The 17,333-nt window shown below is 62.3% G+C and carries 20 protein-coding genes; 10 read left to right on the top strand and 10 right to left on the bottom strand.

Annotated features, from left to right (window positions below):
• Nucleotides 1-28 precede the first annotated feature (28 nt).
• From JMJ54_RS13175 to JMJ54_RS13140, 8 genes are all read right to left on the bottom strand, one after another.
• Nucleotides 29-868 (bottom strand): carbohydrate ABC transporter permease, encoded by an 840-nt coding sequence (locus JMJ54_RS13175; protein WP_239000078.1) that lies wholly within the window; start codon nucleotides 866-868, stop codon nucleotides 29-31.
• A gap of 91 nt (nucleotides 869-959) precedes the next feature.
• The gene (locus tag JMJ54_RS13170; protein WP_308438003.1) at nucleotides 960-1,835 is read right to left on the bottom strand and encodes a carbohydrate ABC transporter permease; all 876 of its coding nucleotides are present in this window, start codon (nucleotides 1,833-1,835) and stop codon (nucleotides 960-962) included.
• A gap of 92 nt (nucleotides 1,836-1,927) precedes the next feature.
• The gene (locus JMJ54_RS13165) at nucleotides 1,928-3,178 is read right to left on the bottom strand and encodes an ABC transporter substrate-binding protein (RefSeq protein ID WP_203539013.1); all 1,251 of its coding nucleotides are present in this window, start codon (nucleotides 3,176-3,178) and stop codon (nucleotides 1,928-1,930) included.
• Nucleotides 3,179-3,355: 177 nt separating this feature from the next.
• On the bottom strand, nucleotides 3,356-4,606 hold the full coding sequence (locus tag JMJ54_RS13160) for an ABC transporter substrate-binding protein (RefSeq protein WP_203539012.1): 1,251 nt from the start codon (nucleotides 4,604-4,606) through the stop codon (nucleotides 3,356-3,358).
• Nucleotides 4,607-5,004: 398 nt separating this feature from the next.
• Entirely contained in the window at nucleotides 5,005-5,745 is a 741-nt protein-coding gene (locus JMJ54_RS13155) for a GntR family transcriptional regulator (protein ID WP_203539011.1), read from the bottom strand.
• 22 nt (nucleotides 5,746-5,767) lie between these two features.
• Entirely contained in the window at nucleotides 5,768-6,646 is an 879-nt protein-coding gene (locus JMJ54_RS13150) for a glucosamine kinase nucleotide-binding domain-containing protein (protein WP_203539010.1), read from the bottom strand.
• A 255-nt stretch (nucleotides 6,647-6,901) separates the two neighbouring features.
• Nucleotides 6,902-7,585, bottom strand: coding sequence for a phosphoadenylyl-sulfate reductase (locus tag JMJ54_RS13145; RefSeq protein WP_203539009.1), 684 nt, complete (start codon nucleotides 7,583-7,585; stop codon nucleotides 6,902-6,904).
• A 29-nt stretch (nucleotides 7,586-7,614) separates the two neighbouring features.
• A complete protein-coding gene (locus JMJ54_RS13140; RefSeq protein WP_203539008.1) occupies nucleotides 7,615-8,391 on the bottom strand; it encodes a sulfite exporter TauE/SafE family protein in 777 nt (258 codons plus the stop codon).
• A gap of 104 nt (nucleotides 8,392-8,495) precedes the next feature.
• On the opposite strand from JMJ54_RS13140, the gene cysB reads away from it, so the two are divergent.
• The gene (gene cysB, locus JMJ54_RS13135; RefSeq protein ID WP_203539007.1) at nucleotides 8,496-9,437 is read left to right on the top strand and encodes an HTH-type transcriptional regulator CysB; all 942 of its coding nucleotides are present in this window, start codon (nucleotides 8,496-8,498) and stop codon (nucleotides 9,435-9,437) included.
• An 84-nt stretch (nucleotides 9,438-9,521) separates the two neighbouring features.
• On the opposite strand, the gene JMJ54_RS13130 is transcribed toward cysB, so the two are convergent.
• Complete coding sequence (locus JMJ54_RS13130) at nucleotides 9,522-10,064, bottom strand: NUDIX domain-containing protein (protein WP_203539006.1); 543 nt, start codon at nucleotides 10,062-10,064, stop codon at nucleotides 9,522-9,524.
• Nucleotides 10,065-10,275: 211 nt separating this feature from the next.
• Between JMJ54_RS13130 and JMJ54_RS13125 the strand changes: the two genes are divergently transcribed.
• The 4 genes from JMJ54_RS13125 to JMJ54_RS13110 all read left to right on the top strand — a co-directional run bounded on the left by JMJ54_RS13125 (nucleotide 10,276) and on the right by JMJ54_RS13110 (nucleotide 13,304).
• Nucleotides 10,276-10,815, top strand: a complete 540-nt coding sequence (locus JMJ54_RS13125; protein ID WP_203539005.1) for a YfaZ family outer membrane protein — start codon at nucleotides 10,276-10,278, stop codon at nucleotides 10,813-10,815.
• A 111-nt stretch (nucleotides 10,816-10,926) separates the two neighbouring features.
• On the top strand, nucleotides 10,927-11,796 hold the full coding sequence (locus tag JMJ54_RS13120; protein WP_203539004.1) for an ATP-binding protein: 870 nt from the start codon (nucleotides 10,927-10,929) through the stop codon (nucleotides 11,794-11,796).
• 87 nt (nucleotides 11,797-11,883) lie between these two features.
• Nucleotides 11,884-12,852: a Nudix family hydrolase gene (locus JMJ54_RS13115; protein ID WP_203539003.1), complete on the top strand. Its 969-nt coding sequence runs from the start codon at nucleotides 11,884-11,886 to the stop codon at nucleotides 12,850-12,852.
• Nucleotides 12,849-13,304, top strand: coding sequence for a hypothetical protein (locus tag JMJ54_RS13110; protein WP_203539002.1), 456 nt, complete (start codon nucleotides 12,849-12,851; stop codon nucleotides 13,302-13,304). The genes JMJ54_RS13115 and JMJ54_RS13110 overlap by 4 nt, the downstream gene beginning before the upstream one ends.
• 2 nt (nucleotides 13,305-13,306) lie before the next feature.
• Here the strand turns inward: JMJ54_RS13110 and JMJ54_RS13105 are convergent, their stop codons facing one another.
• Nucleotides 13,307-13,639, bottom strand: a complete 333-nt coding sequence (locus JMJ54_RS13105; protein WP_203539001.1) for a DMT family transporter — start codon at nucleotides 13,637-13,639, stop codon at nucleotides 13,307-13,309.
• A gap of 94 nt (nucleotides 13,640-13,733) precedes the next feature.
• On the opposite strand from JMJ54_RS13105, the gene JMJ54_RS13100 reads away from it, so the two are divergent.
• From JMJ54_RS13100 to JMJ54_RS13080, 5 genes are all read left to right on the top strand, one after another.
• Nucleotides 13,734-14,645 (top strand): LysR family transcriptional regulator, encoded by a 912-nt coding sequence (locus JMJ54_RS13100; protein WP_203539000.1) that lies wholly within the window; start codon nucleotides 13,734-13,736, stop codon nucleotides 14,643-14,645.
• 53 nt (nucleotides 14,646-14,698) lie between these two features.
• Nucleotides 14,699-15,166, top strand: coding sequence for a glutaredoxin family protein (locus JMJ54_RS13095; protein ID WP_203538999.1), 468 nt, complete (start codon nucleotides 14,699-14,701; stop codon nucleotides 15,164-15,166).
• Between the two features lie 58 nt (nucleotides 15,167-15,224).
• Nucleotides 15,225-15,647, top strand: coding sequence for a c-type cytochrome (locus tag JMJ54_RS13090; RefSeq protein ID WP_203538998.1), 423 nt, complete (start codon nucleotides 15,225-15,227; stop codon nucleotides 15,645-15,647).
• A gap of 112 nt (nucleotides 15,648-15,759) precedes the next feature.
• On the top strand, nucleotides 15,760-16,530 hold the full coding sequence (gene xth / locus JMJ54_RS13085) for an exodeoxyribonuclease III (RefSeq protein WP_203538997.1): 771 nt from the start codon (nucleotides 15,760-15,762) through the stop codon (nucleotides 16,528-16,530).
• 81 nt (nucleotides 16,531-16,611) lie between these two features.
• Nucleotides 16,612-17,283 carry a Crp/Fnr family transcriptional regulator gene (locus JMJ54_RS13080; RefSeq protein ID WP_203538996.1) on the top strand — a complete coding sequence of 224 codons (672 nt, stop codon included), beginning with the start codon at nucleotides 16,612-16,614 and terminating at the stop codon, nucleotides 17,281-17,283.
• Nucleotides 17,284-17,333 lie beyond the last annotated feature (50 nt).

Below are 17,333 nucleotides of genomic sequence, written 5' to 3'. Positions count from 1 at the left end.
TCTTGAGCGTTAGCTGATCACGAATCGATTACTTCACCGCGCCATCAAGGCCGGAGATGAAGTAACGCTGCGTGAAGGCGAAGAAGATCAGCACGGGCAACACGGTCAGCACGATCGCGGCCATGACGAGGCTGGTCGATACGGCAAACGGGCCGGTCAAGTCATTGAACACACCCACCGCCAGCGGCAGCTTGTCGCGCGTCGTAATGACGATCGACGGCCACAGGTAGTCGTTCCAGGCATTGACGAGGGTAAAGATCGACAGGGCTGCAATCGACGGCGCCGAGACCGGCACCATCACGCGCCACAGGATCTGCAGCTCGGTTGCACCGTCAACGCGGGCCGCATCGATCAGGTCCTGCGGGATCTGTTCGAACGCCTGCTTCATCAGGAAGATGCCGAACGCGCCGGCAAAGTTCGGGATGATCGCGCCCCAATAGCTGTCCAGCAGGCCAAGATGCTTCAGCGTGATGAAGTTCGGGATGATGTTGACTTCGGACGGCAGCATCAGCGTTGCGATGATCGCCACAAAAATCAGGTTACGCCCCGGAAACTTCAGCCGGGCCAGCGGGTAGGCAGCCAGCACCGAGATCACCACCACGGACACGATGGTCCAGAACGACATGACGGTCGAGTTCTTCAGGTACTTCAGGAACGGCATTTCCGTGAAGACACGCTCGAACCACATCAGACCCGGCTCGGTCGGCCAGAACGAACGGGGGAAGAGCCACGTGTTCGACGGGTCGGTCGACAGACCGACGGCCAGCGCCCAGACGAACGGGAAGCAGGTGAAGATGGCGAAGGCGATCAGGCCGGCATATTGACCGGCCAACGCCAGGGCACGCTGAGCCTTACGACTGTTTGCCATATTGCGAGACCTTTTTTTAGACGCAGCGCTGTCCTTCGCGGACGAGGACAACACTTTTTCGGCGGAATGACTAGCGGACATGTTGCGCTCCTTACTTCTTTTCGCCGAAGAATCGGAACTGAATCGCCGACAACATCAGGCAGAAGAAGGTCACTACCAGACCGGCAGCGGCGCCACGGCCAAAGTTGTAGTTGCGGAACGCCTGGTCGAATACGTAGTAGAGCGCGGTATAGGTGTCGGCCTGACCCTTGGTCAGCACGATGATTTCCTGGAACGCGCGGATCGCGGCAATGGTCGACAGCAGCGTACAGAGCAGGATCGTCGGCTTGACCATCGGCACCGTGATTTTCCAGAAACGGTCCCAGGCATTGGCACCATCCAGAATCGCGGCTTCCTCGACTTCACCCGGAATCGCCTGCAAGCCGGCAAGATATAGCACCATGTAGTAGCCGATCCCTTTCCAGAAGGTGAACAGCATCACCATGTAGAGCGCGATATCGGGGTTGCCCAGCCAGTCGATCTGGCCATCCGGACCTTGCGGTACCAGATGCAGCGCTTGCAGCAGCCAGGTCAGCATGCCGTCGTACTTGTAGACGTTGGCCCAGACGACGCCGGCAATCGAAATGGCGGTAATGACGGGAATGTAATAAGCCGCGCGGAAGAAGGTCATCCCCGGCAGCTTGTTGTTGACCAGCTTGGCCACGACAAGCGCAGCAATCTGGATCACCGGAACAACCAGCAGATAGAGCAGCGAGTTCTTCAGGGCATTGTGGAACAGCTCTTCCTGAGCAATGTACTTGAAGTGCTCGAAGTTGTTCCAGGTCGCCGTGCCTTCGGCAATGCTGTAGTTATTGAATGCCAGATAGGTATTATACCCTACTGGCCAGAACGTGAAGATACCCATCAGAATCAAGGCGGGGGCCAAGAACAGATAAGCAATGGCGGTATAGCTGCTGGAGTTTTTCACGGCGCAACTCGACTCTATATATTTATGTACGGCGGGAAAAAACGGAACTGCCGTTACCGACAGCTCCGTTTTCAGAGAAGCAGAAGAATTGCTTACTTCTTGCCGAGCTTCTCGTTCCAAGCAGCAACCACTTCATCCAGGGCGGCCTTGACCGACTTGCGGCCTTCGATCGCGCTCTGAACTTCGTCTTGCAGCTTCTTGTTCATTGCAGCTTCGTCCGGCAGCACGCCCGGAGCAATGGTCAGCGTACGAGCGTTTTCCATCGACTTGGCAGCAACGGCACGAGCCTGGTCAACCACGTCGGCGCTGTTGGCACCAGCCTGGAAGTACGGGTCGAGGTTAGCCTTCTTGGTCGACGGGAAGGTCGTTTCGGTTGCCTTCGAGAACGCAACTTGTTGCTCGTCGCCAGTCAGGAACTTGCCGAGCTTGGCAGCTGCAGCCGGATCCTTGGTGCCCTTCGGAATCACGAAGTCCATCATCCAGGCGCCGAAGGCCATCTTGCCTGCGTCAGCCGGGAAAGCAGCAACGCCGGTCTTGTCGTAGATTGCCTTGGCATCGGTTTCGGTACGCTTCAGAGCTTGCGGCGCGGTGGTCATCATCGCGATCTTGCCCGAGTTGTACGCAGCGATTTCCTGTTCGAAGGCCATCTTGAAGACGTCCTTCGGCAGAACGCCAGCCTTGTACAGGTCAGCAAACTTCTGCACGAAAGCGACGTGCTTCGGCGAGTTGAACACGGCCTTGCCGTTCTCGACCATCGGCAGGCCAGCGTAGTAGAACCAGCCGGTGAAGTTGTCCATCTTCGGAGCGAAAGCTGCAACGCCGGTCTTGGCCTTGATCAGCTTGGCATCGGACACCAGTTGATCAAAGTTCTTCGGAGCCGACTTCACTCCAGCCTTGGCGAAGATGTCCTTGTTGTAGGCAATGATCGAAACCGAGTTGTACCACGGGAAGGCGTACACCTTGCCATTGACGGTCACGTCCTTGAGGGCTGCGGCCAGGTAGGCGTTCTTGTCGGCACCAAGGTACTGGTCCAGCGGCAGGATGTTGCCTTGCTGAGCGTACTCATGCACCCAAGGCACGTTGAAGTTCACCAGTGCCGGCGGGTTGCCAGCAGCGATCGAAGCGATCAGCTTCGGCTGGATCTGGTCCCAGTTCATGTCAACCCACTTGGCTTGCAGGCCCGGGTTGGCAGCGTTGAACTTGGTAACAACTTGCTCGAAGTAGCCGTTGAACTTCGGCGCGAGGTTCATGGTCCAGAACTCGAGTTCGGTCGCAGCTTGCGCTTGAAGCGCAGCGAAACCGAAGACGACTGCACCGGCGGTCAACATCTTTTTGAGCTTCATCTTGTCTTCCTCTTGGAGTTATCGACAGAAACGCCAGGACTTCGGTCCTTGCGGTACACCACATTCGACCCAGTGTCACCACCAAATCATGCGGATTGTTTATTTTGCCGGGACAGTCTAACAGATTTCCATCCCGGCAAAATTTGATTCACCTTAAGTTGCAATAACTCAAACACCTTATTTGGCGGAGAGTTTGCCGTTCCAGAACGCGGCAGCTTCGTCCAGCGCCTGCTTGGCGGACTTGCGACCGGTAACGGCGGCCTGCACTTCGTCGTCGAGCTTCTTGTTCATCGTCGCTTCGTCCGGCAGACCCGAAACGGTCAGCGTGCGCGATGCCTTGATCGCGGTTGCCGCAACGGCAGTCGCACGTTCGACCGGATCAGCCGACTTGGCACCAGCCTGGAAGTAGGCATCGTCCAGCGCCTTGTTGCTCGACGGGAAGGTCGCCGATGCCTTGGCAAACGCCAACTGGGCTTCGTCGTTGGTCAGGAACTTGCCCAACTTGACCGCTGCGTCGACATTCTTGTAGCCCTTGGGTACCGACCACAGGAACAGGAAGCCACCGAACGGCGTCTTGCCGCCAGCCTGCGGGAAGCCGGCAACGCCGGTCTCGGCGTAAACCTTCGGCGAGTCGGTCTTGGTACGCTTCAGCGCATGCGCGCCTTCGGCGAACATGGCGATCTTCTGCGAACCGAAAGCAGCGATCTGGTCTTCAAACTGCATCTTGAAGACGTCCTTCGGGAACACGCCGGCCTTGTAGGCTGCAGCGAATTCTTCGACCAGCTTGACGTGGGCCGGGCTGTTGAAGACAGCCTTGCCATCCTTGATCACCGGGAGGCCTTCGTACAGGAACCAGCCGGTAAAACCGTCGTTCAGTTTCGGCGAGAAGCCGGCAACGCCGGTTTTTTCCTTGACCAGTTTGGCGGTCTGCATCAGTTCGCTAAAGGACTTGGGTGCTTCCTTGACGCCGGCCTTGGCCAGCAGGTCCTTGTTGTAGAACAGCACGCCGGTCACCTGGTACCACGGCAGGCCGTAGATCTGGCCGTCGTAGCTGGCGTCCTTGTTGGCGCCTTCGGTGTAGACACTCTTGAAGCCGGCGGCCTGCTTGGTGATCGGCACGATCATCTTCGACTGGGCGTACTGGTCCATCCACGGCTTGGGCAGGTTCACCAAACCCGGGACATTGCCGCTGGCCACGGCAGCGACCATGCGCGCCTGGAAGGCATCCCACGGCACGTCGACCCACTTGGCTTCGATTTCGGTCTGCGAGGCGTTGAACTTGCCGGTCAGTTCCTTCATGACGCTGTCGAACTTCGGCGACAGGCTGTTCGACCAGTACTCGACCTGCACCTTGCCGGCAGCCATGGCGTTAAACGAGGTGGCGGCGAATACGGCGGCAGCCAGTGCGACGGTGCGCTTCAACTTCATCGATCCAATCTCCTTCCAAGCAGGTGAATACCCGACTTCCAAATTGGCCGGGAAAACCTTAGTCAACTTCTCTCTTGTGCCGTCAAACCACCGTTGCCATTTCCGCGCAGCCGGAGGTGTGTAGTTCGGCGTGCGTAAGACTCGCCCGACTTCGATGCGGCGAACCTCCTGTTCGCGACACCCAGCCTGAACGGCTCGGGCCAGATTACCGCAATTTGAAAGCAGGCAGAAACCCGCCAAAACATGCCGCAGTGCAACACGACCGCACCGGACAAACGGCAAATCAGGCCAGTCATCCGGCATACCCGGAACGGGACGTAGCCGACGACGTAATTCGCACAAGTTCGACTACATAACAAATGCAGAAAGGTTTGGATTTTTTATTTCTAATCAGCAAATTAACAATGAAGCTCGACGACGAGATCGTAGTAATCGCTGCGAAAATAGGAATGAGTCAGCTCGACGGCCATGCCGTTTTCAAGAAAACCGACCCGGGTCAGATGCAGCATGGCCGATCCGACCGGCACATTGGCCAGCGTCGCCAAGGCCTCGGTAGCGTTGATTGCACCGATATTTTGTATCGCTCGCACAACACTCAGGTGGCGGCCGCGCATGAATTCGTAAAGAGAATCCCCAATCTCGGCCGGTTCCGGGACCAGGTGATACGGCAACGCGGTTTCCTCGATAGCCATGATCACGTCGCTGGCGGTACGGACCCGTTGCAGCCGGCTGACCCGGCTGTTCGGTGCGAGATTGAGCTTGAGGAGTTCTTCGGGTGTCGCTGTCGCCACCTCGCGCTTGAGCCATTTCGACCCCGGCGTGAAGCCACGCTGCTTGAGCATTTCCGACAGGTTGGTCAACCGGGTCAGGGGTTGCTCAAGCTTGGGCGTAATGTAAGTTCCGGCGCCCTGGCGCCGGATGATCATGCCCTGCTCGTACAGCAGGTCGAGGGCCTTACGTGCGGTCACGCGCGAAACGCCAAGCACCTCGCAGAAGGTCCGTTCCGACGGCAGCGGGTCGTCGGCTTTCCAGAATCCGGCATGTATGGCTGCAGCCAGCTTGTGGCCAAGCTGCAGGTAAAGCGGCGTCGCACTGTCTGGATCGGGTTTGAGAACGAGCAACTTGGCCGATGCTTGCATGGCGACGCCTCCGGCGCTTGGGTCAGGCGACGGCGCGGCGGATCAGGATCAGTGCACCGGCGCACGAGTCGGCCTGCGGCCGCGTAGTGCTGCCGAGGAAATCCACCGGAACGTAAGGACGCAGCGCTTCCGACAGGCCGCCACCGCAGATGGCGATCGGCAGCGCCGCGTCATCGCGTCGCAGTGCCTTGCCGATGATCTCGATTTCGCGACCGGCATCGAGCAGGAATTCTTTCGCAACCGGATCGCGCTCGCCGAACTCGACCACGATAGGCGACAGCGACGCGCACTCGCCCTGTTTCATCTGCCCCATCCAGGCAAAGATCGCTTCCTTGGTTTCGCCAACGACGCTCATCAGCTTGCGGCTGAAATCGGTCACCGGCTGCCGGCCGTCAAACACGCGCTGAACGTGGTTGATCGCCTTGAGGCCGAGGAATGCACCCGAGCCTTCATCCGAGGTCGGGAAGCCCCAGCCGCCCACTTCCAGCCGGGTGCCATCGGCCAGCCAGGCTTCGCCGATCGAGCCTGTACCGATCGCGATGATTGCGCCGAACTCGCCCTTGTGTGCGCCGAGCAGCGTCGAGAAACCGTCGGTTTCAACGATGATTTTGGCAAAGCCTGGATTCTTCTGTTCGAACTCGTCGGCCCAGGCACGGTTATGCACACCGGAGAGACCGAGACCGACCGCACACCGCGAGAAATCCGGCGCAGCAATACCGATTGCGGCAAAACCGTCGCGGATCGCCTGCTGGATGTTTGCCCACGCCTTGTCGACGCCCTGGCCCAGCGCCGAAGCACCGGCTTCCGCACGGACTTTCTCGATGCCGTCGAGACCTGCGATACAGATGCGTGTACCGGTACCACCACCGTCGACGCCGATCAAATACTCAATCTGACTCATGACCCGTCCTCTTCTTCATCGTTATATTTGTTGCGCTTTCAAGATCACTGGTACCGCGTTCCCATACCGGTGACCTGCGCTTGCCCAACCGGGTGAAGCACCGGTTAGCGACATCCTTCGCATCGCTACAAACCCGTACCGCCCGGCAAGCACACCAATCTATGTGCGCCCTTCCGCCATGTCAACGAACGCTGATGGACCTGCGTCAACAACAACGCCCGCATCTGCGGGCGCTGGATTGGTCGGTCGCTCGCCTTAATGCTTGGCGTGCAAGCCGCACTCCTTGAACTCGGGATTTTCCCACCACCAGCGACCGGCGCGAACGTCCTCACCCATCGCAATCGAGCGGGTACAGGGGGCACAGCCGATCGACGGGTAATGCTTGTCGTGCAGTGCGTTGTACGGCACGTTCTGCGACCGGATGTAGGCCCAGACGTCCTTCTCGGTCCAGTCGAGCAGCGGATTGAATTTCTCCAGCCCGTTGGCGTCGTCGAATTCCTGGTGCGCCATGTCGGTCCGCGTCGGCGACTGCTCGCGCCGCAAGCCGGTCACCCAGGCCTGCTTGCCCGACAGCGCGCGTGCCAGCGGCTCGAGCTTGCGGATGCGACAGCATTCCTTGCGCAGGTCGACCGATTCGTAGAAGGCATTGATGCCGTTGGCGTTGACGTAACGCTCTACCGAAGCGGCGCTCGGGAAAAAGGTCAGCACTTGCGTCGCCGGGTAGGCATCGGCCGTTTTCTGCATCAGCTCGTAGGTCTCGGCGGGCAGGCGGCCGGTGTCCAGACTGAAGATCTCGATGCCGATCTCGTGTCTGGCGATCAGGTCGGTCAGCACCATATCCTCGGCGCCGAAGGAATTGGCGAATACCGCCGGGCTGTATTCGGCGGCAATGCGCTGGAGCAGCGCTACGGTCACCGCCAGCTTGTCGTCCATGCTCATGCGAACTCCGGATGCGTGAATCGTTGCGATCAAAATACCAGTTTGGTGCCCGTTACCACCAGCATCACCGCCAGCAACGGCCGGAGCACGCGGTCCGGTACGCGCCCGGCAAGCTTGCTGCCGAAATAGATGGCCGGCAGCGAGCCGATCAGCAGATTGGCCAGCAGGTGCCAGTCGATGTTGCCGAGACCGGCATGGCCGAGGCCGGCAACCAGCGTCAGCGGTACGGCGTGGGCGATTTCGGTGCCGACGAGGCGCGAGGTCGGCAGCAGCGGGTACAGCATGAACAGGGCGACGGTACCCAGCGCGCCGGCGCCGATCGATGTCAGCGTCACGATCACGCCCAGCAACAGGCCGACGATCACCGTGTAGACGTTGCGGCGCTCGTCGGGCATCGCCAGCCAGTCACTGGCATGGGTTTGCGCCAGCGTCAGCAGTTTCTGCTTGAACACGATCGCCACCGCCGTCAGCAGCAAGGCGATGCCGAGACCATGCTTGATGATGCGGTTGACCGTATCGATATCGCCGTGCCAGTTGTGCAGCAACAACACCGTGGCCGCTGCGGCCGGTACGCTGCCGGCAGCCAGCCAGCCGGTGATTTTCCAGTCGATGTTGCGGGCCCGCTGGTGCACCAAGACGCCGCCGGACTTGGTGATGGCCGCGTACAGCAAATCCGTGCCGACGGCCGTGGCCGGGCTGATGCCGAAGAACAGCAGGATGGGCGTCATCAGCGAACCGCCGCCGACGCCGGTCATGCCGACGACAAAGCCGACTGCGAGTCCCGCAATGATGTAAGCCAGTTCCATGCCGCGTGCTTCCTAGATTCGAGCGGCGATGATAGCAACGGCTTTTATAGCAACTTAGATTGATATGTTAGGATAATAGAATCCTCGGTTATTTGATATCCGCCATGAAACTGCAACAGCTGCGCTACCTTGTCGAAGTCGCCAAACAGGGCCTGAATGTGTCCGAAGCGGCGGAAAAACTGCACACCTCGCAACCGGGGATTTCCAAGCAGATCCGTCTGCTCGAGGACGAACTCGGCGTGCAGATCTTCATCCGTAACGGCAAGCGCGTCGTCGACGTCACGGCGCCCGGGCGTGAAATCCTGCGCATTTCCGAACGGATGCTGATGCAGGCGCAGAACCTCAAGCGCATCGGCGAAGAATTCGTCAACGTCGATGGCGGCAGCCTGACGATCGCGACCACGCACACGCAGGCGCGCTACGCACTGCCGAAAACCATCAAGGCCTTCCTGTCGCGCTACCCGAAGGTGCGGCTGTCGATCAAGCAGGGCAGCCCGACGCAGATCAGCGAAATGGTCGTCGACGGCGATGCCGACATCGCCATCGCCACCGAAGGGATCGATCATTATCCGGAACTGGCGATGCTCGACTGCTACGACTGGAACCGCGACATCGTCGTGCCGCAGGATCATCCGCTGACCGGACTGACCCGACCGCTGGCACTCGCCGACGTCGCCGCCTACCCGCTGATTACCTACGATTTCGCCTTCACCGGCCGCAACAAGATCAATAGCGCGTTCGAGGCCGCCGGGCTGACACCCAACGTCGTGCTCACCGCAATCGACACCGACGTGATCAAGACTTATGTGTCGCTCGGCCTCGGTGTCGGCATCATTGCGGCGATGGCCTTCGAGCCCGAACGCGATCTCGGTCTGGTCGCCATCGACGCGGGCCATCTGTTCGAACCGTCGACGACCCGGATCGGCGTCCGCCGCGATGCCTACCTGCGCGGCTATGCCTTCGACTTCATTTCGCTGTTTGCGCCACAGTTGAGCCGCGACGTCGTGCAAGGCGCGCTGATGTGCGAGATCGACGACGACGAATAAGCCGGCCCATCGGTCGTGCCGGATGAGTCAGAAACAAAACAACCCCGCTCGGCGGGGTTGTTTTCGTTCGGGCACCCGATGAAATCAGAGCTTTTGCTGCGCCCAGAAAATGCCGGCCACGGTCTTGGCATCGGTGATGCTGCCGTCCAGCACGCCGGCCACCAGCGTCGACAGCGGCATCGCCACGGTTTCGACGAACTCGCCTTCGTCCAGCTTCGCCTCGCCCGCGGTCAGCTCGCGCGCGAGGAACAGATGGATTTCCTCGGTCGCGTAACTGATCACCGGATGGGTGACGCCGAGGTAATCCCAGCGCGTCGCCGTGTAACCGGTCTCCTCTTCGAGCTCGCGCTGTGCGCACGCCAGCAATTCCTCGCCGGCATCGAGCTTGCCGGCCGGAAATTCGACGAACACCCGGTTCAGCGGATAGCGGAATTGCCGCTCCATCAGCAAGCGCCCGTCCGGCAGCACCGGAATGATCATCACCGCGCCCGGGTGCACGACGTACTCGCGCACCGCCTCGTTGCCGTCGGGCAGGCGCACGCGATCGCGGTTGATATGCAACAGCGCACCGTCGTAAACACGTTCGCCGTTGATGCGGGTTTCGGTCAGGTGCAGGTCGTCTTGCATGCGCGGGTTTCCAATGAAATAGGCGGTAAGCCGCAGTGTAGCGCCGATCCATGTCGCGCCGGTGACCGCCGCCGCCGACACGCCGATTCCTGAGACGCGGACGAGGCCAAATAATTACACCTCACAACCGTTGCACGGGCGTTTATCCTTTCCGGCATAAAAATCCCGAGCCGGTTGTTTCACTGCCGGCACAGCTGACAGGACAATCACAATGCATCACGCCAAGAAAGTACTTCTCGCCGCCCTGCTCGCCATTTCGGCCACCGCCGCCAATGCCATCGAACTCAACGGCCAGGTTGGCGACGAGTACCAGCACATCGACGGCAATGCCGCGCTGCTGGGCATCGACTTCTCGGCCGACTGGACCCACAACGACCACAAGGGTGAAGTTGGCGGCCTCGGCCTCGGCATCAAGCTGCCGGTTCCGGTCGTCGATGCCGCGCTCGGCGTCAAGGCCGTCTACCTGTCGCCGAAGCACGACGACACCGAATACGCCGGTGCCGTCGGCGGCCGTCTGACCATTCCGCTCGGCGAACACTTCGCCGTCTACGGCAGCGCCTATTACGCGCCGGAAAGCTTCGCCAGCGGCGACATCAAGAGCTTCACCGATACCGCGATCGGCGTGCGCTGGAACGTGATCAAGCCGCTGTCGATCGACGTCGGCTACCGCTATACCGCAATCGACCGCGACCACGGCGACAAGATCAGCATTGCCGACGGCATCTATGGCGGCCTTGGCGTGCGCTTCTGACCGACCTGATCGGGCAGTACAGAAAAGGGGCCATGTGCCCCTTTTTCTGTATCTGCGCGCCGTGCACGGCGCCGGGTAAGATGGCCGTTCCCTCCTCCGCCCGGAACGACGATGAACGAGACATGGCTTTCCCCGCTGCTTGATCTGCTTGCCCGTGGCGAGCGTTTGCTGGATGAGTACGAACGCCGGCTGCCGGCCCTGCCACCGGCCAACGACTGGCAGGCACAGGCCTATCGCTGGCGCAGCTTCGATCAGCGCGTTGCCCTGCAGCCGGTGCTGCATCCGCACACGATCACGCTGGCCTCGCTGTGCAATATCGACCGCCAGAAGAATCTGCTCGTTGCCAATACCCGCCAGTTCGTCGAGGGCCGGCCCGCCAACAACGTACTGCTGACCGGCTCGCGCGGTTGCGGCAAAAGCTCGCTGGTCAAGGCCGTATGGAACGAGTTCAAGGATCAGGGCTTGCGGCTGATCGAGGTCGAAAAGACCCACCTGACCGATCTGCCCGACATCGTCGAACAGGTCGCCAACCGGCCGGAACGTTTCATCCTGTTCTGCGACGACCTCAGTTTCGAGGAAGGCGACTGGGGTTATCAGGCGCTGAAAACCGCACTCGACGGCTCGATCGCCGCGCCCAGTGCCAACGTGCTGATCTATGCCACGTCGAACCGCCGCCATCTGGTGCCGGAATACTTCAGCGAAAATGCCCAGACGCGCTACGAGGGTGACGAAATCCACTTTTCCGAAGCGATCGAGGAAAAAGTCGCGCTGTCCGAGCGCTTCGGCCTGTGGCTGTCGTTCTACGGCTTCGACCAGAACGACTACCTCAACGCCTGCAAACTGTGGCTCGGCCACTTCGGCGTCACCGACTGGCATGAACAGACCGAGCGCGAAGCGCTGCAATGGGCACAGGGACGCGGCTCGCGCAGCGGGCGCGTTGCCTGGCAGTTCGCCCGCGACTGGGTCGGCAAGGCCGGCTGAACCTTCGCGCCGGCACGCAGGATTCCCGCCATGCCGCCGGTGCCGGCACGGTACAATCGCCGCCTTCCTTCCCTGCCCGATTCAGCCATGACCGCACCGCGCATCACCCACGTCGCCGCCGGCATCCTGCTCCGCCCCGACGGTACTTTCCTGCTCGGCAGCCGCCCGGCCGGCAAGCCGTACGCCGGTTACTGGGAATTCCCCGGCGGCAAGCTCGAAGCCGGTGAAACCGGGCTGGATGCGCTGAAGCGCGAGTTGCACGAGGAAATGGGCATCACCGTTACCGCAGCCACGCCGTGGCTGGTGCAGACCTTCACCTATCCGCACGCGACGGTCCGGCTGCAGTTCTTCCGCGTCACCGGCTGGGACGGCGAACCCCAGCCGCACGAGGGCCAGTCGTTCGCATGGCAGACGCCCGGCGCACTGAATGTGTCCCCGATCCTGCCGGCCAACGGCCCGATCCTGCGCGGTCTGGCCCTGCCACCGGTACTGGCGCTGTCACAGGCGGATACGCTGGGCATCGATGAATGGCTGGCCCGGCTGGACCGGCGCCTGGCGCAGCCAGCCGGTCAGGGCGGCCTGCGCTGGCTGGTGCTGCGCGAACCGCAACTTGCCGCCGCCGACTACCGTGCTCTGGCGACCGAAGTACTGGCCCGCGCCCGCCTTCGCGATTGCCGCGTATTGCTGCACGGGGACATCGAACTCGCCCGCGAACTGAATGCCGACGGTGTCCAGTTGCCGGCACGGATCGCCGCGTCACTGGACCGGCGCCCGCGTGGCCTCGACTGGCTCGGCGTATCGGCACACAACGCCGATGAACTGGCGGTCGCCCGGCGCATCGGTGCCGACTACGCCTTGCTCGGCCATGTCGCCGAGACCGTATCCCATCCCGGCCAGACCGCGCTGGGCTGGAACGGTTTCGCCGCGCTGACCGATGCCGGCTGGCCGTTTCCGATTTATGCGATCGGCGGCATGGGTGACGACGACGTCACCACCGCACAAGTCCACGGCGGCCATGGCGTCGCGCAACTCTCGATGGCATGGAGCAAGGCATGAAAGACAAGATGCTGAAACGCGCGCTGCTGCGCGTCGCCGTGGTCCTGCTGATCGCCTTCGGCGCAGGCTGGCATTACGGCTGGGTTCGTCCGGCCACGTGGTTCAACCAGCAGCAGGTCAATACCATCGTCACCCAGCAATGCGACGACCTCGTCGCCGGCTGCCGCTTCAAACTGGAAAACCACGAGTACCTGCTCAAGAGCAAGGCCCCCCTCAGCACTAAGGCGCCGGTCGAACTGGTCCTGAGCGGCAAGGCCGACGAAGTGCATGCCGAGTGGGCGATGTCGGGCATGGACATGGGCAGCAACCGCTATGCGCTGCGGCGCAACGATGCCCAGCAATGGCTGGCATCGACCATCCTGCCGATCTGCAGCCAGAAACGGCTGGACTGGCAACTGACGCTGGACATCGACCGCAACCGTGTCGTGCTGCTGACCCGCTCGCAGCAGTAGGTTCAGTGTGCGCTGATCTTCGAAAACAGCTGGATCACGGCGACGCCGGTAATGATCAGCGCAATGCCGGCCCACGCGGCCAGATCGGGCAGCTGCCGGTACAGCACACTGGCCACCAGCGTCACCAGCACGATGCCTGCGCCGCACCAGATCGCGTAGGCCACGCCGACCGGCACCGTTTTCATCACCTGCATCAGCAGGTAAAACGCCGTGGCATAGCCGGCCACGACCAGCACGCTCGGCAACAGCCGGCTGAAGCCGTCCGATGCCTTCAGGCTGCTGGTTGCGATCACCTCGGCCACGATGGCGAGGCCGAGCATCAGGTAGGCATTCATTCGTGTCCTCCTTTCGGGTGGGTTGCGGATGGGACGCCATCCTGGCGGTCACAGCCGATGGCACCAAGTTGGAAAGCATCTGATAATCAGATGGATGAACTGGACCCATGATCAACTTGCCACCTTTGTCGCCGCCGTCGACGCCGGTTCGTTCTCGGCCGCCGCGCGCCGGCTGGGCCGGGCGCAATCGGCGGTCAGCAGCGCCATCGCCCTGCTCGAAGCCAGCCTCGACCTGACACTGTTCGACCGCAGCGCCCGGACGCCGGTGCTGACCGACGCCGGCCGTGCGCTGCTCGACGAGGCGCGCGAGCTGCTGCGCCAGCGCGAGCATTTCGAGAACCGCGCTTTTGCCCTCGGCGGACAGGCGCCCGGACAGATCACGCTGGCGCTCGACGAAGGCCTCCCCTATCTGCCTGCGATGCAGCTGCTGGCCGATTTTGCCGACGCCTATCCGCAGCTCACGGTGACCGTGCTCAACTGTTCGGCCGCCGAAATCGCCGAATGGGTCGCCGACGGTCAGGTCGATGCCGGACTGGCCTACCGCCGGCTGGCCGACGACAGTGCGATCGAATCCGAATCGGTCGGTGCCGTCCCGCGCGTGCTCGTCACCGGCATCGGCCATCCGCTGGCGCACGACGGCAAAACCAGCCGCAAGGCGCTGGTGCGCCATCGCCAGCTGATCGTCACCCCGCGCACCGGCAACGAAGACGGTGACGAGCGCCTCAGCCCCCAGGTCTGGTATTCGGACAGCCTCTACGCGGTGGCCGAACTCGCCGCGCTCGGGGTCGGCTGGGCAGTCGTGCCGCGCAATGTCGCCCGGTATCCGACCTTCGCCGGGCGTCTGGTCGCGCTCGCCTGCACCGATGTCGCGTTCAGCGCGCTCGAAGTCCGCCTGTGCTGGCGTACCGGTCGCGGTGACTGGCCGATGCTCGACTGGCTGCGCCGCTACCTGTCGCAAGCCATCTTTGCCGGCGACGATACGCCACCGGCGGGCACGAACAGGTGACGTTGGCGGCCGGTTTTGAAACAATGCGATCTTTACCCTCCACGCGACCGCCCATGCTCCGCCTGCCCGTCGTTCTCGCAGCCCTGATGCTGTCGCTGCCCGCCTGTGCCAAGGTCTACCAATGGCGCGACGCCGACGGCCAGGTGCACTACAGCGATCAGCCACCGGCGGGCCAGAACAGTCGCGAACGGACGATACGCCCGAACGTGGTCGGCAACGCCAAAGCCGTGACAGCGAGCGGCCCACAAGCCAAGGCCCCCGGCGTGGTGCTGTATACCAACCCGCAATGCGGCTCGACCTGCGCCGAAGCGGTAAAGCTGCTCGATGCGCGCGGCGTCGATTACGAAATGCGCAACCCGGCCAGCTCGGAAGCCCAGCTGCTCGCGTTCTATCAGGCCACCGGCCAGACCCAGCTGATTCCGCCGGTCATGCAGGTCGGCAACGACGTGTTCCGTATCTGGGATCCGCAGCTGTGGTCGGCAGCGCTGACCAAGGCCGGCTACGCACCGGTCCAGCGCTGAGCCGTCAACCGACCGGCCCGGCCGACGTTGTAGTTTCACCCCCTCGATGATGTATCCGATGAAATCCCTGATTCTGTTCTGCTGTACTGCCGCGCTGCTTGCCGGCTGCTCGAAGTCCGATCCCCACTCCCCCAGCGCGCTGCGCCAGTCCATTTTCAAGGACATGCTGCGGACCAGCGAAACGCTCGGCGGCATGGTTCGTGGTCGCAGTGCCTACGACCCGGCCACCTTCCAGGCCGGCGCCGACAAGCTCAAGGCACTCGCGTCGGCACCGTGGTCGCATTTCCCCGAATTCGAGGCCAGCGGCCCCAGCCACGCCAGCGCCGGCCAGTTCAAGGCCGCGGCGCAAAAGCTCGAAACCGCGACGACGCAGCTCGCTGCGCAGGCGGAAGCCGGCGCGTCGATGGAGGACATCCGGCCCCGCTTTACCGCGGTCGAGGAATCCTGTGCTGCCTGCCACCGGGTATTCCGGCCGGAATAAAACCGGCATGCGCCCGGCGACTACGAATGCGCACGGCTGCCCGGACGGTCCGCCCGGCAGGATGCGGCGGGCCTGATAGAATCAGGGCATTCCCTTTCCTGCGACCCGCCCCATGCAATTTGCCACCTGGAACGTCAACAGCCTCAAGGTCCGCCTGCCGCAGGTGCTCGAATGGCTGCAGAGCCGCCCCGAGCTGACCGCGCTGGCGCTGCAGGAAACAAAGCTTGAAGACCACAATTTCCCGCAGGCAGAGATCGAGGCGGCGGGTTTTCACGTCGCCTATGCCGGCCAGAAGACCTACAACGGCGTCGCCATCATCAGCCGCGCGCCGATCGACGATGTCGTCATCAACATCCCCGGTTTCGACGATCCGCAAAAGCGCGTGATCACCGGCACGGTCAAAGGCGTGCGCTTCGTCTGCGCCTACATCCCGAACGGCCAGGCACTCGATTCGGAAAAGTACCCGTACAAGCTCGGCTGGCTCGAAGCGCTGATCACCTGGCTCAAGGACGAGCTGGCACAGCACCCGCAACTGATCCTCGCCGGCGACTACAACATCGCCCCCGAAGATCGCGACGTTCACGACATCAGGAAATGGGAAGGCGGCGTACTGGTGTCGCCGCCCGAGCGCGAAGCGTTCACCACGCTGGTCGGTCTCGGACTGGCCGATGCATTTCGTGCCTTCGAACAGCCGGAAAAGTCGTTCTCGTGGTGGGACTATCGCGGCTTCAGCTTCAAGAAGAACGCGGGCCTGCGTATCGACCACCTGCTGATCACGCCGGCACTGTCGCAAAAACTGACCGCGTGCGAGATCGACCGCGAACCGCGCAAGGCCGAACGGCCTTCGGACCACACGCCGGTGCTGGCGACCTTTGCCGACTGAACCCGGCCCCGCCGTCCAGATCCAATGCACACCGCGCCGGCCTCCCGGCCGTGCCCGCCCCTTTTGCCGACTGAGGACATGATGGACAAGGTCAAACTGTTATCGGGCAGCAGCCTGTTCTGCGAACTCTCGACCGACGAGCTCGCCGGCCTTGCCGCCCATGCCCAGCCGCGCAGCGTGCGCGCCAAGGAGATCGTCGTCGCCCAGGGCGCGACCGGTGACGCGATGTACGCGGTGCTGCACGGCCGGCTCAAGGTGCTGCGTACCAGTGACGAGGGCCGCGAAGCCACGCTGGCGATCCTTGAAGCCGGTGAGGTCTTCGGCGAAGTCGCCATGCTCGACGGTGGCCTGCGCACCGCCAGCGTCGAGGCGCTCGAACCCTGCGAGTTGCTGGTGCTGCGCCGCGACGCGGTGATGCAGCATCTCGAATCGCACCCGAAGGTGATGCGCCAGCTGATTGCCGCGCTCTGCCACCGGCTGCGCGGCGCCGACGAACTGCTGCAGGACACGCTGTTCCTGCCCCTGCCGCAACGGCTGGCCAAGACACTGCGCCAGTTGGGCGAACAGCACGGTGCACAGGAGGCCGGCAGCGTGCTGATCGACCTGAAGCTGACGCAGCAGGAGATTGCCAACCTCGTCGGCGCCAGCCGCGAGAGCGTCAACAAGCAGCTCAACGCCTGGGTCGACGACGGACTGATCGCGCTCGAAGCCGGTTACATCCGGCTGATCGCGCCGGAAAAGCTGCCACGCTAGCCGATAGCCAGGAGTAAAAAGCGGACCCGCGGGTCCGCTTTTTCATGCGT

Origin of the sequence: Jeongeupia naejangsanensis (assembly GCF_016865585.1) — a bacterium.
Taxonomy (GTDB): Bacteria; Pseudomonadota; Gammaproteobacteria; order Burkholderiales; family Chitinibacteraceae; genus Jeongeupia; species Jeongeupia naejangsanensis.
This window is presented reverse-complemented; position numbering and strand designations above follow the sequence as displayed.

Bases quoted from the DNA above. Each gene is read 5' to 3' on its own strand.
- JMJ54_RS13175 (WP_239000078.1), bottom strand. From the start codon at position 868: ATGGCAAACAGTCGTAAGGCTCAGCGTGCCCTGGCGTTGGCCGGTCAA.
- JMJ54_RS13165 (WP_203539013.1), bottom strand. From the start codon at position 3,178: ATGAAGCTCAAAAAGATGTTGACCGCCGGTGCAGTCGTCTTCGGTTTC.
- JMJ54_RS13160 (WP_203539012.1), bottom strand. From the start codon at position 4,606: ATGAAGTTGAAGCGCACCGTCGCACTGGCTGCCGCCGTATTCGCCGCC.
- JMJ54_RS13155 (WP_203539011.1), bottom strand. From the start codon at position 5,745: ATGCAAGCATCGGCCAAGTTGCTCGTTCTCAAACCCGATCCAGACAGT.
- JMJ54_RS13150 (WP_203539010.1), bottom strand. From the start codon at position 6,646: ATGAGTCAGATTGAGTATTTGATCGGCGTCGACGGTGGTGGTACCGGT.
- JMJ54_RS13145 (WP_203539009.1), bottom strand. From the start codon at position 7,585: ATGAGCATGGACGACAAGCTGGCGGTGACCGTAGCGCTGCTCCAGCGC.
- JMJ54_RS13140 (WP_203539008.1), bottom strand. From the start codon at position 8,391: ATGGAACTGGCTTACATCATTGCGGGACTCGCAGTCGGCTTTGTCGTC.
- cysB (WP_203539007.1), top strand. From the start codon at position 8,496: ATGAAACTGCAACAGCTGCGCTACCTTGTCGAAGTCGCCAAACAGGGC.
- JMJ54_RS13130 (WP_203539006.1), bottom strand. From the start codon at position 10,064: ATGCAAGACGACCTGCACCTGACCGAAACCCGCATCAACGGCGAACGT.
- JMJ54_RS13125 (WP_203539005.1), top strand. From the start codon at position 10,276: ATGCATCACGCCAAGAAAGTACTTCTCGCCGCCCTGCTCGCCATTTCG.
- JMJ54_RS13120 (WP_203539004.1), top strand. From the start codon at position 10,927: ATGAACGAGACATGGCTTTCCCCGCTGCTTGATCTGCTTGCCCGTGGC.
- JMJ54_RS13115 (WP_203539003.1), top strand. From the start codon at position 11,884: ATGACCGCACCGCGCATCACCCACGTCGCCGCCGGCATCCTGCTCCGC.
- JMJ54_RS13110 (WP_203539002.1), top strand. From the start codon at position 12,849: ATGAAAGACAAGATGCTGAAACGCGCGCTGCTGCGCGTCGCCGTGGTC.
- JMJ54_RS13105 (WP_203539001.1), bottom strand. From the start codon at position 13,639: ATGAATGCCTACCTGATGCTCGGCCTCGCCATCGTGGCCGAGGTGATC.
- JMJ54_RS13100 (WP_203539000.1), top strand. From the start codon at position 13,734: ATGAACTGGACCCATGATCAACTTGCCACCTTTGTCGCCGCCGTCGAC.
- JMJ54_RS13095 (WP_203538999.1), top strand. From the start codon at position 14,699: ATGCTCCGCCTGCCCGTCGTTCTCGCAGCCCTGATGCTGTCGCTGCCC.
- JMJ54_RS13090 (WP_203538998.1), top strand. From the start codon at position 15,225: ATGAAATCCCTGATTCTGTTCTGCTGTACTGCCGCGCTGCTTGCCGGC.
- xth (WP_203538997.1), top strand. From the start codon at position 15,760: ATGCAATTTGCCACCTGGAACGTCAACAGCCTCAAGGTCCGCCTGCCG.
- JMJ54_RS13080 (WP_203538996.1), top strand. From the start codon at position 16,612: ATGGACAAGGTCAAACTGTTATCGGGCAGCAGCCTGTTCTGCGAACTC.